General features: G+C 38.7%; 14 protein-coding genes. 9 read left to right on the forward strand and 5 right to left on the reverse strand.

The window, feature by feature from the left end; all coding sequences use genetic code 11:
* Positions 1 to 24: 24 nt before the first annotated feature.
* Together tig and IGL36_RS02385 are read left to right on the forward strand one after the other, a co-directional pair.
* Positions 25 to 1,308 carry a trigger factor gene (gene tig / locus IGL36_RS02380; protein WP_430609059.1) on the forward strand — a complete coding sequence of 428 codons (1,284 nt, stop codon included), beginning with the start codon at positions 25 to 27 and terminating at the stop codon, positions 1,306 to 1,308.
* Between the two features lie 111 nt (positions 1,309 to 1,419).
* Positions 1,420 to 2,082: a hypothetical protein gene (locus IGL36_RS02385; protein ID WP_002355557.1), complete on the forward strand. Its 663-nt coding sequence runs from the start codon at positions 1,420 to 1,422 to the stop codon at positions 2,080 to 2,082.
* A 46-nt stretch (positions 2,083 to 2,128) separates the two neighbouring features.
* On the opposite strand, the gene IGL36_RS02390 is transcribed toward IGL36_RS02385, so the two are convergent.
* From IGL36_RS02390 to IGL36_RS02405, 4 genes are all read right to left on the reverse strand, one after another.
* On the reverse strand, positions 2,129 to 4,051 hold the full coding sequence (locus IGL36_RS02390; RefSeq protein ID WP_002366176.1) for a PTS fructose transporter subunit IIABC: 1,923 nt from the start codon (positions 4,049 to 4,051) through the stop codon (positions 2,129 to 2,131).
* Positions 4,052 to 4,074: 23 nt separating this feature from the next.
* Positions 4,075 to 4,992, reverse strand: a complete 918-nt coding sequence (gene pfkB / locus IGL36_RS02395; protein WP_002363177.1) for a 1-phosphofructokinase — start codon at positions 4,990 to 4,992, stop codon at positions 4,075 to 4,077.
* Positions 4,989 to 5,741 (reverse strand): DeoR/GlpR family DNA-binding transcription regulator, encoded by a 753-nt coding sequence (locus IGL36_RS02400; protein ID WP_002381250.1) that lies wholly within the window; start codon positions 5,739 to 5,741, stop codon positions 4,989 to 4,991. The genes pfkB and IGL36_RS02400 overlap by 4 nt, the downstream gene beginning before the upstream one ends.
* A 138-nt stretch (positions 5,742 to 5,879) precedes the next feature.
* Positions 5,880 to 7,439 (reverse strand): ClC family H(+)/Cl(-) exchange transporter, encoded by a 1,560-nt coding sequence (locus IGL36_RS02405; protein WP_002368023.1) that lies wholly within the window; start codon positions 7,437 to 7,439, stop codon positions 5,880 to 5,882.
* A 164-nt stretch (positions 7,440 to 7,603) separates the two neighbouring features.
* Here IGL36_RS02405 and pcrA point away from each other — a divergent pair, with 164 nt between their 5' ends.
* Both pcrA and ligA read left to right on the forward strand, forming a co-directional pair.
* Positions 7,604 to 9,862 carry a DNA helicase PcrA gene (pcrA, locus tag IGL36_RS02410; protein WP_010716808.1) on the forward strand — a complete coding sequence of 753 codons (2,259 nt, stop codon included), beginning with the start codon at positions 7,604 to 7,606 and terminating at the stop codon, positions 9,860 to 9,862.
* Between the two features lie 125 nt (positions 9,863 to 9,987).
* A complete protein-coding gene (ligA, locus tag IGL36_RS02415) occupies positions 9,988 to 12,018 on the forward strand; it encodes an NAD-dependent DNA ligase LigA (RefSeq protein ID WP_002398122.1) in 2,031 nt (676 codons plus the stop codon).
* On the opposite strand, the gene IGL36_RS02420 is transcribed toward ligA, so the two are convergent.
* On the reverse strand, positions 12,015 to 12,230 hold the full coding sequence (locus tag IGL36_RS02420; RefSeq protein WP_002398121.1) for a hypothetical protein: 216 nt from the start codon (positions 12,228 to 12,230) through the stop codon (positions 12,015 to 12,017). The genes ligA and IGL36_RS02420 overlap by 4 nt on opposite strands.
* Here IGL36_RS02420 and IGL36_RS02425 point away from each other — a divergent pair.
* From IGL36_RS02425 to IGL36_RS02445, 5 genes are all read left to right on the forward strand, one after another.
* Complete coding sequence (locus tag IGL36_RS02425; protein WP_306173767.1) at positions 12,196 to 12,282, forward strand: hypothetical protein; 87 nt, start codon at positions 12,196 to 12,198, stop codon at positions 12,280 to 12,282. The two genes, IGL36_RS02420 and IGL36_RS02425, sit on opposite strands and share 35 nt — an antisense overlap.
* 317 nt (positions 12,283 to 12,599) lie before the next feature.
* Positions 12,600 to 12,905 (forward strand): Asp-tRNA(Asn)/Glu-tRNA(Gln) amidotransferase subunit GatC, encoded by a 306-nt coding sequence (gatC, locus tag IGL36_RS02430; protein WP_002355569.1) that lies wholly within the window; start codon positions 12,600 to 12,602, stop codon positions 12,903 to 12,905.
* Positions 12,905 to 14,374: an Asp-tRNA(Asn)/Glu-tRNA(Gln) amidotransferase subunit GatA gene (gene gatA, locus IGL36_RS02435; RefSeq protein ID WP_002398120.1), complete on the forward strand. Its 1,470-nt coding sequence runs from the start codon at positions 12,905 to 12,907 to the stop codon at positions 14,372 to 14,374. Before gatC ends, gatA begins: the two co-directional genes overlap by 1 nt.
* Positions 14,374 to 15,804: an Asp-tRNA(Asn)/Glu-tRNA(Gln) amidotransferase subunit GatB gene (gene gatB, locus IGL36_RS02440; protein ID WP_002358703.1), complete on the forward strand. Its 1,431-nt coding sequence runs from the start codon at positions 14,374 to 14,376 to the stop codon at positions 15,802 to 15,804. Before gatA ends, gatB begins: the two co-directional genes overlap by 1 nt.
* Before the next feature lie 18 nt (positions 15,805 to 15,822).
* Positions 15,823 to 16,911 (forward strand): diacylglycerol kinase, encoded by a 1,089-nt coding sequence (locus IGL36_RS02445; protein ID WP_002355572.1) that lies wholly within the window; start codon positions 15,823 to 15,825, stop codon positions 16,909 to 16,911.
* Positions 16,912 to 17,032: the final 121 nt, after the last annotated feature.

Raw genomic sequence — 17,032 nt, forward strand, 5'->3', positions numbered from 1 at the left:
TAAATGTTATTCGGAGGGAAACAAATGTCTGCGAAATGGGAAAAAAAAGGCACTAATGATGGTGTATTAACTTTTTCAATCGAACAAGCAGTAATCGAAAAAGGATTAACGCAAGCGTTCAATAAAGTGAAAAAAAACTTAAACGTATCTGGTTTCCGTAAAGGAAAAGTATCACGTACTGTTTTTAACCGTATGTATGGAGAAGAAGCGTTATACGAAGATGCGTTAAACGCTGTTTTACCAGAAGCATATGAAGCGGCTGTATTAGAAGCAGGAATTGAACCAGTAGCACAACCAAAAATTGATGTTGAAAGCATGAATAAAGGGGAAGACTGGGTTATCACTGCTGAAGTAACTGTAAAACCTGAAGTAAAATTAGGCGAATACAAAAACTTAACAGTGTCTAAACAAGACCGTGAAGTAACAGATGAAGACGTGGAAGCACGTTTGAAACGCGAACAAGAATCTCAAGCTGAATTAGTAATCAAAGAAGATGCCGCTGCTGAAAATGGCGACACTGTAGTTATCGACTTTGAAGGCTTCTTAGGCGACGAAGCATTTGAAGGCGGCAAAGGCGAAAATTACTCATTAGAATTAGGTTCTAATTCATTTATTCCAGGCTTTGAAGACCAATTAGTTGGCAAAAAAGCTGGCGAAGAAGTAGAAGTAAACGTTACTTTCCCTGAAGATTACCAAGCAGAAGATTTAGCTGGTAAAGAAGCAGTTTTCAAAGTAACTGTTCATGAAGTAAAAGCAAAAGAATTACCAGAATTGGATGATGAATTTGCAAAAGACGTTGACGATTCAGTAGAATCATTAGACGAATTAAAAGAAAAATTCCGTAAAGAATTGACAGAAGCAAAAGAAGCAGCAGCTGAAGAAGCAAAAGACGAAGAAGCAATTCGTTTAGCTGTTGAAAATGCTGAAATCGTTGAATTACCACACGTAATGGTTCACGACGAAGTTCACCGTTCAATGGATGAATTCTTAAACAACATGCAACGCCAAGGAATTTCTCCTGAAATGTACTACCAATTAACTGGTTCTACAGAAGAAGATTTACACAAACAATTTGAAGGCGAAGCAGAAACACGCACAAAAACAAACTTAGTGATTGAAGCAGTTGCCAAAGCTGAAAACATCGAAGTAACACAAGAAGACATCGATGCTGAAGTGAAAGATTTAGCAGAACAATACAACATGCCTGAAGCGCAAGTACGTAAAGTATTAAACAACGACATGTTAGAACACGATATTCGTATGAAACGTGCTGTTGAAACAATTACTGAAACAGCTGTTGAAAAATAAACATTTTTAATAAGCTCTTCATTCGATAGAGTTTTCTAAAACTGTAGATGGAAGGTGTCTTTCATCTACAGTTTTTTTCATATAAAATAACTTTTGAAAGGGTGTGTCAAAATGGATAAAAATTATTCGAAAATTAAATATGGATTAGTGGTGTTTGGCATCTTATGCTTAACGTACAATCTCTGGGAATTTTTTACGGCTAAGTATTCAACAAAACAAGGTGTGACGTTTGTTATCGAATGTTTACTTGGAATTGGGCTGATCTTTTTACCAGATCTTGTCAATAAATTTTTAAAAATTATTATGCCACCGACTATCGTTTATTTTTACTGGTTTTTCTTATTTATTTCAGTATTCCTAGGAACTTCGTTGCATATGATTTCAATCATTTCGTTCTGGGATAAAATTTTACATTTTGTTAGTCCGATGCTGTTAACTGCTGTGGGTTATGGTATTGCTGCTTTCCTATTGAAGAAAACGAAGTACGCCGATGTTTCCCCGTGGTTATTTTTATTATTTGGGTTTGCATTTGCAGGGCTTTGTGGCGTCTTCTGGGAATTCTGGGAATTTATCTGCGATTCATTAGGGAACATGAACTTACAACGCTATAATATGTCCAACGGCCAACCATTTATTGGGCGTGCTGCTTTAATGGATACGATGGGGGATTTATTTACCAATACCCTTGGGGCCTTTGTGATGGGCGTGTACACGTATATCAGAAGCAAAGGAAATCCTGAGTATTTAGAAAATTATGCGATAAAGAGAAAATAATAAAAAAGCGATTCAACCATGGTTGAATCGCTTTTTTGCTGTTTTTTTAAGCAGGTACTTCGACAGGTTTTTTCAAAAGTCCGTAGACAATTCCTGAAATAATCGCCCCAATTAAGATGAACAATAGATATAGTAATGGATTACTTAATAGGAAGACGACGAAGATTCCTCCATGTGGTGCCAATAATTTGATACCAAACGCACCAACCAACGCACCAGTAAAGGCAGAACCTACCACGAAACTTGGAATCACACGTAATGGGTCAGCTGCTGCAAAAGGAATTGCCCCTTCAGTGACAAAAGAAAGTCCCATTACAATATTGGTTAAGCCGGCATCTTGTTGATCTTTTGTAAATTTATTTTTAAATAAACGAGTTGCTACGAAAATTGCTAATGGAGGAACCATTCCGCCAGCCATTACAGAAGCCATGACCACGCTGCCACCTTCTGCAACAGTACTTGCTAGCGTAGCTGTACCGAAAACATAAGCAGCTTTGTTAACTGGTCCACCTAAGTCGATGGCCATCATACCAGCTAATAAGGCACCAAGTAAAGCTGCATTTGTGCCATCTAAGCCAAGTAGGAAATGATTTAACGCATCATTAATTGCTTTCATTGGGATGTTAATGACTAACATTAATAAGCCTGTAATAATCAAACCAAAAACTGGATAGAATAAAATGGTTTTAATTCCATCTAATGATTTTGGCAAGCCTTTGAAAACTTTACGTAAAAGAACCACTACATAACCAGCTAAGAAACCACCGATTAGGGCCCCAAGGAACCCAGCTCCTCCAGCATTTGCTAATGCACCAGCCGCGAAACCAGCAACTAAGCCTGGACGATCCCCAATACTAGAAGCAATAAAACCAGCTAAGACAGGTAACATAAAGCCAAATGCTGCGCCACCAATTTGGTTAAACCAGCTAGCTACGTCATTGTAATTCCCTAAATTGGCTAATTGATCTTGAGGAACCCCGATAAATTGATCAATCATAAAGGAAAGAGCAATGGCAATTCCGCCACCAATAACGAAAGGTAACATATGAGAAACACCATTCATTAAATCTTTATAGATACGAGAACCGATTGAACCTTCCGCTGAATCCTCTTGGTCGCTTGCAGCCGAGTCACTGCCATGGAAAGTAGGAGCTTCACCACTAATGGCTAAGTTAATTAGTTCTTCGGTTTTACGAATTCCATCACTAACGGGACGGTTGACTAATTTTTTACCGTCAAAACGATTCATTTCTACTTTTTTATCGGCTGCGACAATCACGCCATCAGCACGAGCAATATCTTCAGCAGTTAAACGATTTTTAATTCCTTCTGAACCGTTTGTTTCTACTTTAATGTCTACGCCCATTTCTTTTGCTTTTTTCTTCAGCGCATCTTCGGCCATGTAAGTATGAGCAATTCCTGTAGGACAAGCAGTCACAGCAATAATATATTTACGATTGCTTTCTGGTGCTGGCGTTGTTTGTTCTTGTTCTGCTTTTTCTTCCGCTTCTTTTTGATCTTCTGCTGCTTGGAAAAGAGCTTGTACTGCTTCTGGAGTTTCCGCTTCTTTCAATTTACCAACAAATTCTGGATCGATAAGTAATCGAGAAAGGGCCGCAAGCGCTTGGAGATGTGTATCATTGGCGCCTTCTGGAGCAGCAATCATGAAGAATAGATAAGTAGGTTGTCCATCTAGTGCTTCATAATCAACACCTTTTTTACTTTTAGCGAAAAGAACTGTCGGTTCTTTTACGGCACTGTTTTTTGCGTGAGGCATAGCGATGCCGTCGCCTAAACCAGTCGATGTTTGTGCTTCGCGTTTTAAAATTCCTTCTTTGTAAGTGTCAATGTCAGAGATGCGGCCACCATCGTATAATTTTTGGACCATTTCATCAATCGCGCCTTTTTTATCAGTAGCTTGTAAATCCATAATCATGACATCTTTTATTAATAAATCATTAATGTTCACTCTATTTTCCTCCCTTAGTGGATTTATTCTGAAATTTTTTCAATTGTTACTTCGTGAATAAGTTCTTGGATAAAATCTTCTGAGGCTAAATCATCAGAAAAAGCAGTCGCGCTACCGCAAGCGACACCCCATTTGAAAGCCTCTAAAGGATCTTGTGTTTTTGAAAAGTTGCCAATAAAACCAGCAATCATTGAGTCGCCAGCGCCGACAGAATTTTTCAGTGGACGTTTTAAAACGTTGGAACGATAAACACCTTCTGTTGTGAAAAGTAATGCACCATCACCAGCCATTGAGATAATTACGTGTTGCGCTCCTTCTTCTAGTAACCGATGTCCATAAGGTAAAATGTCTTCAACACTTGTAAAGGTTGTATGATATAATTCTGCCAACTCATGATTATTTGGCTTGACCAATAAAGGCTTTTGTGACAAAGCGTTCATTAAATCTTCACCTGTCGTATCAATAACAAATTCTGCGCCTTTTTCCTTCACAATTTGGATTAATTCTTCGTAAAATCCTTTGCGTAGAGAAGCAGGTGTACTTCCTGAAAGAACAACAATATCACCAGCCTGAACACGACTAACTGCTTGTTTTAGTTCTTGAATTTCTTCGTTTGTTAGAGCAGGTCCTAAGCCGTTAATTTCTGTTTCAGTATCTGATTTCAATTTAATGTTGATTCGTGTATCAGCAGACACGGGAGTGAAATTCGTTTGGATTTCTTCTTTTTTCAACCAATCGGCAATGAATGAGCCTGTAAAACCACCTAAAAAACCTAAGGCAGTGGATTCTGTTTCCATACGTTTTAAAATACGTGAAACGTTGATTCCTTTGCCGCCAGGTAATTTAAAATCATTCGTCATCCGATTTAAATCACCAATTTGTAGATGATCGACATGAACGATAAAGTCGATAGAAGGGTTTAAAGTCACTGTGTAAATCATTTGTTTGCCTCCATTAAAATAGTTTTTTGCTGGAATCCTTGAAGCGATTCAGCAGGGCAGTAGTCAGTTAGTAAAGTAACTGACTCTAATTCTTCCACTTTGGTAAACGTTACTTCATTAAATTTTGTATGATCCAGTAAAACATAGGCTGTTTCTGCTTGATGAATAGCCAAGGCTTTTAGCGCTGCTTCTTCGGGATCAGGCGTCGTTAAACCAAACTCTAAATGTGCGCCGTTAGTTCCTAAAAAAGCTTTGTTAAAACGAAAATGTTGTAGCTGTTCCATACTAGTGGCACCAATGATTGCTTTAGTGGAGAGCTTCAAAGTACCACCAAGCATAATAGTGGGAATTTCCATATCGCTAAGTTTTGCAGCGTGATGCACGGAATTCGTCACTACATGGATTTGTTTCCCAACTAAAAAAGGGATCATTTCTAACGTGGTTGAACCAGCATCTAAATAGATCATATCGCCATCTTGTACACAACTAGCGGCTAAAGAAGCAATCTTTTGCTTTTCGTGCGTGTTTTTGATTGATTTTTCCGTCATGTTTTGTTCAAAGCCTAAATTAAGAATACGCTTAGCGCCGCCGTGAATGCGTTCTAACAAATTGGCGTCTTCTAATTCTTGTAAATCGCGGCGGATTGTGGATTCTGAAGCATTGAACAAGCTAGCAAGTTCTTGCGATTTGACGACTGATTTTTGATCTAACAATTGTAAAATTTTTTGATGTCGTTCTTCCGTAAGCATTTTCATCCCTCATTTCATGGATATAATAGCACAAATGAAAACGCTAATCAATCTAAAACGGTCAAAAACATTCAAAAAAATTAAAAAACAGTCATAAGAAAAAAAGAAAGCTGCTGAACTCAGGTTCAGCAGCTTTCTTTAATTCACTAAATCATTCGGTAAAGTTTTTTGATAAATCTCTTTTTTGACTTGGTAAGCGAGTTTTTCATCGGTCAAAATAATGAGCACATCGCCAACATGCATAACAGTATCACCATGTGTTAAAATTTCCGATTCGCCACGGCGAATGGAAGTGAGCAACATTTGTTTAGGCCAGACAAAATCACGTACCATCGTATCATCTAAGGAACTTTCTGCAGTGATAGGTAATTCAATAATCGTTTTGTGGCCACGAATATTACTTACTTTAGAAGGAACCAAACGTTCTAATAAGCTTTCATAAATTGGCTTGCCGCCAAGACTATCGATGGTAATATAACTAACTAAAGCGACAACTCCTAAAGACATTAAATGAGAAAAATTGCCGACCATTTCTGTTACTAAAATAATCGCTGTTAACGGTGCTTTACCAATCGCAGTAAAATAACCAGCCATGGCAAAAATTAAAAAGTTTTTCACAAAAATTGGATCCATCCCTACGTATTGGACAAGTAGACTGCCATACAATGTTCCGATAATGGCACCTAAAGTTAGAATAGGCAAGAAAATACCACCAGGGAGATTCGAACCGTAAGAAACCATTGAAAAAACAAAACGTAAAACCAGTAAGCCGACTAAAGCCCAAATAGTGGCCGGTTGATTGCCTAAAGCTAAAACAATTTGATTCCCACCGCCAAGTAAATGTGGAAAGAAATAACCAATCGGTAAAATCAAAATAAAAGGAATAAAACCATAATAATTAGAAGAAAGGCCTTTGATTTTTCCATATACTTTTGGTAAGGACAACAATGTTTTTTGATATATCCAACCTAATAATCCTAGCAAAACGCCCAGCAGGACTAATGTCCAATAGTACTCTAAAGGCAAAGATTTAACCGGACCAATATAAAGAACTGGTTGCAATCCGAAGAAATGCAAAGAAACAAAGTTAGCGGAAATGGCCGCAGAAAAAGAGGTTAACCAAACTAAAGGTGAAAAGGAATGGTGAACCTCTTCTAGAACAAATAAAAGTCCTGCGATTGGTGCATTAAAAGCGGCGGCTAAACCAGCACTGGCACCACTACTGATTAAAATTTTTTCTTCAGACTTGGTGCTTTGCCGCCATTGACTATAGCCTTGTCCAACCACTGCACCTAGTTGAATTGAAGGACCTTCACGTCCCAAAAATAGCCCAGGACTAATCGCTAAGATCCCACCGATAAATTTTTTCCAAAGCACTGGAAACCAGTGAATTTCTAATTGACCTTGAAGTTGTCCTTCCACTTGGGGAATGCCACTGCCTTTAATTGCTGGTTCGCTTTTGATCAGTCGTCCTAATAAATAAGCAAGCACGAGAGAAAATAAGAACCAAGGAATCATCCAAAAGGGTTTTTCGTGAAACGTTTGATACAGATGCACGACTTGTTCGCCAATTTTTTCAATGCCTAAGCGAAATAAGCTGACAACAAAGCCGACCAGGATTCCGACGACGATGCCTTTAAGGATAAAGCCGATTCGGGTACCATCTAATTGTTTAATTTCATGTACATCATTATTCATTTCATTTTTAGCCTCCATCACTACTTACTAATGTACTGCGGTTTGACTTGATTTACAAGAAAATTTCATATAAAAAGAAAAAGATTTTTTGTTCTTTTCTAAAGAACTTCAAAGGGATTTTTGGTATACTGTATAAGATTGAAAAAAGAGAGAGGACGTTTAATATGACACAAAAACATGCCTTGGTTCAGGGAATGAATCCTCGACAAGAAGAAGCCGTTTTGCATACAGAAGGACCACTGTTAGTCATGGCTGGTGCTGGTAGTGGAAAAACGCGGGTTTTAACACACCGAATTGCCTATCTAATTGAGGAAAAAGAAGTAAATCCATGGAATATTTTGGCGATTACGTTTACCAATAAAGCTGCTAAAGAAATGAAAGAGCGTGTAAATAAATTACTGGAAACGGGTGGCGAAGATGTATGGGTCTCCACTTTTCACTCCATGTGTGTAAGAATTTTACGTCGTGATGTGGATCAGATTGGTTACAACCGTAATTTTACAATTATTGACCCATCGGAACAAAAAACATTAATGAAACGCATCTTAAACGACTTAAATATTGATTCAAAAAAATATGATCCTCGCTCAATTTTAGGTACGATTAGCAATGCCAAAAATGAATTACAAACGCCTGAAAAAGTTGCTGAAATGCAAGGTTCCTTATATGAAGAAATTGTCGCAAAATGCTATGAAGCCTATCAAAAAGAATTACGTAAAAACCAATGTATGGATTTTGATGATTTGATTATGAATACGATTCGTTTATTTAATGAACAACCAGATACGTTGGCGTTCTACCAAAATAAATTTCACTATATTCATGTGGATGAATACCAAGATACCAATCATGCACAATATACCTTAGTCAATTTATTGGCTGCACGTTTCAAAAATCTGTGTGTCGTAGGTGATGCCGACCAAAGTATCTATGGTTGGCGCGGGGCGGATATGCAAAATATCTTGGATTTTGAAAAAGATTATCCAGATGCCAGTGTAATTTTGCTAGAACAAAATTATCGATCCACCAAAAACATTTTGGCGGCTGCGAATGATGTCATCAAAAATAACCGTAACCGCCGCGAGAAAGAACTGTGGACAGAAAATATAGACGGTGAAAAAATTGTCTATTATCGCGGGGACACAGAACGGGATGAAACACAATTTATTGTGAGCCAAATCCAAAAAGAAATGCGGGAAAATGACCGAATTTATGGTGATTTTGCGGTATTATATCGGACCAATGCCCAATCCCGTGTAGTGGAAGAAATGCTCTTGAAATCTAATATTCCGTATACCATGGTGGGCGGACATAAATTCTACGACCGTAAAGAAATTAAAGATATTTTGGCTTATTTAAGTTTGATTGCCAATCCAGATGATTCGATTAGTTTTGAACGAATTGTCAATGAACCAAAACGAGGAATCGGTAAAAGTTCAATTGAAAAATTACGGCTATTTGCGGATACGCATGGTTGGGCTTTGCTGGAAGCTGCCCAAAATGTTGATTTGGCAAATATTTCAGGAAAAGCGGGTAAAGAGCTTGGTAATTTTGGCATGATGATTCAAGACTTAACGAAAACAGTGCCCTATTTAACGATTACAGAATTGGTGAAAGAAACTTTACAACGTAGTGGTTATCGGGAAGCTTTGATGGCGCAAAATAATTTAGAGTCTCAAGCTCGCTTAGAAAACTTGGACGAATTTTTATCTGTGACACAAGAATTTGATAAACGTTTTGAAGCGCAAAACAACGACGATTCAAATGGCGAAGAAACAAAATTGGCGGATTTTTTAACAGATTTAGCCTTGGTTTCTGATTTAGATAATTTAGAAGAGAGCTCTTCACAAGTAACCTTAATGACGTTGCATGCGGCCAAAGGGCTGGAATTTCCAGTGGTCTTTTTAATGGGCTTAGAAGAAGGGGTTTTCCCATTATCACGTGCCATGCTAGAAGAAAGTGAACTGGAGGAAGAACGGCGTTTGGCTTATGTTGGTATCACTCGAGCGGAAGAAGCCTTGTTCTTAACGAATGCTTATTCGAGAACATTATATGGTCGCACGCAATATAATCGACCAAGTCGCTTTTTAGAAGAAATTGAGGCGGAGCGTTTAATGAAACAAGGGGCGGCGGCCAATTTACAGAAAGCTCCAGCGCGCACCTTTGATCCTAAAGTATTCAAGCCCAACGCAAGTAAACCAGCTTATACACAGCCAGCTACAAAATCAGTTAGCAACAAAGTGGCAAGTGGTGGCGAAAAAGTTTCTTGGCAAGCAGGTGATAAGGTCCAACATAAAGCATGGGGCGTTGGTACAGTCGTTCGTGTAGGCGGTTCGGCCAAAGACTTAGAGTTGGACATTGCTTTCCCAGAAAAAGGCATTAAACGGTTGTTAGCGGCATTTGCACCAATTGAAAAAATTTAACATGCAAAATAGGTCAGCGATTTAATGAGAAATCATCATTAGATAAATTCTTTTTATTTTCTATCTTAGTGTAAATGTGTTAAAAAGACGATGAGAGCATTACACTTATGAGGAGGAGTTCTACGATGGAACAACAACCATTAACATTAACGGCGGCGACAACTCGTGCGCAAGAATTAAGAAAACAACTCAATCAATATTCCCATGAATATTATGTCAAAGATCAACCATCCGTAGAAGATTATGTTTACGATCGTTTGTATAAAGAGTTAGTAGATATTGAAACGGAGTTTCCTGATTTAATCACGCCAGATTCGCCGACACAACGTGTAGGTGGCAAAGTTTTATCTGGTTTTGAAAAAGCTCCGCATGACATTCCAATGTATAGTTTAAATGATGGATTTAGCAAGGAAGACATTTTTGCTTTTGATGAACGTGTTCATAAGGCGATTGGTAAACCCGTTGCTTACTGTTGCGAGTTGAAAATTGATGGGTTAGCAATTTCATTACGTTATGAAAACGGGGTGTTTGTACGCGGAGCAACACGAGGCGATGGAACGGTTGGTGAAAACATTACAGAGAACTTACGAACGGTTCGCTCTGTGCCAATGCGTTTAACGGAGCCCATTTCAGTGGAAGTTCGTGGCGAGTGCTACATGCCTAAACAATCCTTTGTCGCATTGAATGAAGAACGTGAAGAAAATGGCCAAGATATTTTTGCCAATCCTCGGAATGCAGCGGCGGGAAGCTTGCGCCAATTAGATACAAAAATTGTGGCGAAACGGAACTTAAATACGTTTTTATACACTGTTGCTGATTTTGGGCCAATGAAAGCGAAGACGCAGTTTGAGGCATTAGAAGAGCTTTCTGCAATTGGTTTTAGAACCAATCCCGAACGGCAATTATGTCAGTCAATCGATGAAGTTTGGGCCTATATTGAAGAATACCATGAAAAGCGGAGCACTTTGCCATACGAAATCGATGGAATTGTGATTAAAGTGAACGAATTTGCGTTGCAAGATGAATTAGGTTTCACTGTCAAAGCACCTCGCTGGGCGATTGCCTACAAATTTCCACCAGAAGAAGCAGAGACAGTAGTGGAAGATATTGAATGGACAATTGGGCGCACGGGAGTGGTCACTCCTACTGCGGTCATGGCTCCTGTACGAGTCGCGGGAACCACGGTTAGTCGGGCAAGTTTGCATAATGCAGATTTTATTCAAATGAAAGATATCCGTTTAAATGATCATGTTATTATTTACAAAGCCGGCGATATTATCCCAGAAGTAGCGCAAGTCCTAGTTGAAAAACGTGCAGCCGATAGTCAGCCTTATGAAATGCCGACACATTGTCCAATTTGTCATAGTGAGTTGGTGCATTTAGATGAGGAAGTGGCGTTACGTTGTATTAATCCAAAATGCCCTGCGCAAATTAAAGAAGGGCTGAATCACTTTGTCTCACGAAACGCAATGAACATTGATGGCTTGGGGCCAAGAGTGTTAGCACAAATGTATGACAAAGGATTAGTGAAAGACGTAGCGGATCTGTATTTCTTAACAGAAGAACAGTTAATGACTTTGGATAAAATCAAAGAAAAATCAGCAAACAACATTTATACTGCCATTCAAGGGAGTAAAGAAAACTCTGTCGAACGTTTGATTTTTGGCTTAGGGATTCGCCATGTGGGTGCGAAAGCGGCGAAAATTTTAGCGGAGCATTTTGGTGATTTATCAACCTTAAGTCGAGCAACTGCGGAAGAAATTGTGGCTTTGGATTCAATTGGCGAAACAATCGCAGACAGCGTTGTGACGTATTTTGAAAATGAGGAAGTTCATGAATTAATGGCTGAACTGGAAAAAGCCCAAGTGAACTTGACATATAAAGGTCTCCGGACAGAACAATTAGCAGAAGTGGAGTCACCTTTCAAAGACAAAACAGTTGTTTTAACAGGAAAATTAACGCAGTACACTCGCGAAGAAGCCAAAGAAAAAATTGAAAATCTTGGTGGAAAAGTTACAGGGAGTGTTTCGAAAAAAACTGACATTGTGGTTGCTGGCGAAGATGCTGGCAGTAAATTAACCAAAGCTGAAAGCTTAGGCGTGACCGTTTGGAATGAACAAGAAATGGTCGATGCGTTAGATGCAAGTCATTTTTAAGAAGACAAATTAACGTTGTCAGATTTTATGTAGTAATTTGATGGTATACTTATTTTAGTCATAAAAGTTATATGAACGAGGACTTTCTGAGTTGAGAAAGGAGGTTGATGCTTATGCGCAATTCTTCTTACTTTAACGAAAGGAGCAATATTTTTGTCCGTTGAAGCAGCGCTAGGACTGATGATTGGTTTTGCAACACTTGTTGTGACCATTATCTTCGGTATCTTAGCGCTTGTCTTAGACAACAAAAATAACCGTTCATAAGCTTTGAGGAGCTGAACGGTTAAGCGTTTGAAATAAAACCAATAACTCAGTAAGCCGCTAGTTCTTATAACTAGTAGTGGCTACTAGAGAGGTATGTTCCTGCATATCTCTCTTTTCATTTTCATAATAACATGTTTCCATCATTTTTGCGAGCGACAAATTATCAATGAAATTCAAGGTTTCATCTAAAATATCCGACCATTTTATGGTAGAATAGGAACAGAGTGAACAGCTGTGCTAAGCTGTTTAAAGAAATACAATCCAATTGATTAATCTGAAAATGAAAATTTCAGTAAATGATAGAAAGAAGGGTATCTATGGCAATTACAGAAGAACAAGTCAAACATGTCGCTAAATTATCAAAATTATCTTTCTCCGAAGAAGAATTAGCGGACTTTACCAATCAACTAGATAAAATTATTGATATGGTGGAATTACTAGAAGAAGTAGATACAACAGGGGTTCCTTTTACTTCAAATGTGAATGAATCAATCAATGTCATGCGTGAAGACGTAGCGACACCAGGAATGGACCGTAAAGAATTAATGCGGAATGTTCCGGAATCAGAGAATGGTTACATTAAAGTGCCTGCAATTATGGATAACGGGGAGGCAGGAGCCTAATGGAAAAATTATACGACAAATCGTTAACAGAGTTACATGATTTATTGGTCTCAAAAGAAATCACTGCAGTTGATTTAACCGAAGAAACATTAAATCGTATTCAAGATACAGAAGAACAACTAGGTTCTTTTATCACAGTTAGTGAAGAAAAAGCAATGGCATTAGCCAAAGCGATTGACTTAAAAGGCATCACTGAAAGTAATCCATTAGCTGGGATTCCTATTGGGATTAAAGACAACATTGTCACAAAAGATATTTTAACAACAGCTGGCTCAAAAATGTTACACAATTTTGACCCAATTTATGATGCGACCGTGATGGATAAAGTCTATCAAGCAGATATGATTCCAGTCGGAAAATTGAACATGGATGAATTTGCCATGGGCGGAAGTACGGAAACGTCTTACTTCAAGAAAACAAAAAATGCTTGGGATCAAACCAAAGTTCCTGGCGGTTCTTCTGGTGGTTCAGCTTCTGCTGTCGCAGCCGGACAAGTCCCAGTTTCTTTAGGGAGCGATACAGGTGGCAGTATCCGCCAACCAGCCGCATTCAACGGTATTGTGGGCCTAAAACCAACTTATGGACGTGTGTCTCGTTTTGGTTTGATTGCTTTTGCTTCAAGTTTAGACCAAATTGGTCCATTGACACGAAATGTTAAAGACAATGCCTTAGCTTTAAACGCAATTAGTGGTTATGACGAAAAAGACGGCACTTCTGCAGGCGTTTCTGTTCCTGATTTTACGGCAGATTTAACTGGCGACATCAAAGGCATGAAAATTGCTTTGCCAAAAGAATACTTAGGTGAAGGGGTACAATCGGATGTTCGTGAAGCGGTATTAAAAGCAGCAGAAACATTTAAATCTTTAGGCGCAACGGTGGAAGAAGTTAGTTTGCCACATTCTAAGTACGGCGTAGCGGTTTATTATATTATTGCCTCTTCAGAAGCAAGTTCAAACTTACAACGCTTTGATGGCATTCGTTACGGGTACCGTTCAGACAATGTACAAAACTTAGAAGATGTCTATGTTAATTCACGTTCTGAAGGTTTCGGAACAGAAGTTAAACGTCGGATTATGTTAGGAACCTTCTCTTTAAGTGCTGGTTATTATGATGCGCACTTTAAAAAGGCTGGTCAAGTCCGTACACTAATCAAACAAGATTTTGAGAATGTCTTTGCGGATTATGACTTAATCATTGGCCCATCCACACCAACAGTTGCCTTTGGTCTAGGGGAAAACATCAATGATCCAATCACAATGTATATGAATGATATTTTAACCATTCCTGTCAACTTAGCAGGACTACCAGGCATGTCCATTCCAGCAGGCTTCTCAGAAGGCTTGCCAGTTGGTTTACAAATTATTGGGAAACATTTTGACGAGCATACAATGTATAAAGCAGCCTATGCTTTTGAACAAGCGACAGATTTCCATACGAAAAAACCAGTCATTTTAGGGGGGAACGATTAATGAACTTTGAAACTGTCATCGGATTAGAAGTCCACGTAGAATTGAAAACCAACTCTAAAATTTTCTCCTCTGCGCCAGCGCATTTCGGAGCAGAACCAAACAGCAACACAAATGTGGTTGACTGGAGTTACCCAGGTGTTTTGCCTGTCATGAATAAAGGTGCCTTAGAATTTGGCATGAAAGCAGCACTTGCCTTGAACTGTGAAATTTCAAAAGAAACACATTTTGACCGTAAAAACTATTTTTACCCAGATAACCCGAAAGCCTACCAAATTTCTCAATTTGATCAACCAATCGGACATGATGGTTGGATTGAAATTGAAGTCGAAGGCAAAAAGAAAAAAATTCGCATTGAACGGGTGCATTTAGAAGAAGATGCTGGGAAAAATATTCACGGCACAGATGGCTATTCTTATGTAGACTTGAATCGTCAAGGTACGCCTTTAATTGAAATCGTTTCTGAAGCAGACATGCGCTCACCAGAAGAAGCGTATGCTTATTTAGAAGCGTTGCGTTCAATTATCCAATTTACAGAAGTTTCTGATGTGAAAATGGAAGAAGGTTCTATGCGTTGTGATGCCAATATTTCTTTACGTCCGTATGGTCAAGAAGAATTTGGTACTAAAGCGGAATTAAAGAACTTGAACTCTATGAACTTTGTAAAAAAAGGTTTAGCTTATGAAGAAAAACGCCAGGCCAAAGTCCTATTATCTGGTGGCGAAATTCAACAAGAAACACGCCGCTTTGATGAAGCAACTAGTACAACGTTGCTTATGCGTGTTAAAGAAGGCTCAAGTGACTACCGTTACTTCCCAGAGCCAGATGTTCCTCGTTTTTCAATTGATGATGAATGGATTGAAAAAGTTCGCGCTAGTTTGCCAGAAATGCCAGCCTCACGTCGTGCCCGTTATATCAGTGAATTAGGGTTACCTGAATACGACGCAATGGTCTTGACTTTAACGAAAGAAATGTCAGATTTCTTTGAAGCAACTCTAGCAAACGGTGCAGATGCGAAACAAGCATCAAACTGGTTAATGGGCGAAGTTTCTGCTTACTTAAACAGTGAAAAAGTTGAATTAGCCGATACTAAACTAACACCAGAAAATCTAGCGGGTATGATTACTTTGATTAACGATGGCACAATCAGCTCGAAAATTGCGAAGAAAGTGTTCAAAGAGTTAATTGAAAACGGTGGAGATGCTAAAGAAGTTGTCGAAGCAAAAGGCCTTGTTCAATTATCTGATCCAGCGCAATTATTACCAATGATTAACGAAGTTTTAGACAACAACCAACAATCAATTGATGACTTTAAAAACGGAAAAGACCGTGCAGTTGGTTTCCTTGTTGGACAAATTATGAAAGCAACTCGTGGACAAGCAAACCCAGGTGTGGTTAACAAGTTATTGCAAGAAGAGCTTTCAAAACGATAAGAAAGTAGCAGGCAAACCATGAAAAAAGCTAGAGTGATTTATAATCCAACGTCAGGAAAAGAGTTAATCAAAAAGAACTTAGCCGATATTTTATCTATTTTAGAAGAATGTGGTTATGAAGCCAGTGCATTTGCGACCACACCAGAAGAAAATTCAGCACGCAATGAAGCACATCGTGCTGCGCGTGCAGGATTTGATTTACTAGTAGCAGCAGGTGGAGATGGGACCATTAATGAAGTCGTGAATGGGATTGCTCCGTTGAAGCGGCGCCCTAAAATGGCCATTATTCCTGCTGGAACGACGAATGACTATGCACGGGCCTTGAAGATTCCTCGTGATAATATCGTTAAGGCAGCAGAAGTGATTAAAAAAAATCAAACTGTCAAAATGGATATTGGCCAAGCCGGCAAAAATTACTTTATCAATATTGCGGCGGGTGGTCATTTAACGGAACTGACTTATGAAGTTCCGTCAGAGTTGAAAAGTATTTTTGGTTACTTAGCGTACTTAGCCAAAGGAGCCGAAATGTTGCCGCGAGTGAAGCCGATTAAAATGCGCATGACATATGATGAAGGTGTATACGAAGGCAACGCATCAATGTTTTTCCTAGGGCTGACTAACTCGGTGGGTGGTTTCGAGCAAATCGTACCAGACGCTAAATTAGATGATGGTAAGTTTTCATTAATCATTGTAAAAACAGCCAATATTTTTGAGATTCTTCATTTAGTTGCGTTAATGTTAAATGGTGGAAAGCATGTTGAAGATCATCGACTAATCTATACAAAGACCAGCTATTTACATGCAGAAACGTTAGAAAAGAACAATAAAATGATGATTAATTTAGATGGTGAATATGGAGGCGATGCTCCAATGACCTTTAAAAATATGCATCAACACATTGAAATTTTTGCAAATGGTGATGCACTGCCGTCCAATGCAATTATGGGTTCTGTCTTAACTGGTAGCGATGAGATTGTCGTAGAATCAGAAGACGAAGAGGAAGAAGCATATAACGAAGCCAGCAAAGAATTTGTCAAAGAAGTTGAACGACTAACAGACGAAGATATTGATGGCGATGGAAAGATTGCCGAAAAAGAAAAGCACTAGGTAGTCCGTGAATAGCTAATGAAAGATTTAGTTGATAAGATCTTTCATTGGCTATTTTTTGACTAAGGGAAAGGATCTCATTCTTTTATTTACCCAAAAAGCTCAAACGGAATTGCTAAAT

The organism is Enterococcus sp. AZ011, assembly GCF_050548355.1.
Classification (GTDB): domain Bacteria; phylum Bacillota; class Bacilli; order Lactobacillales; family Enterococcaceae; genus Enterococcus; species Enterococcus faecalis.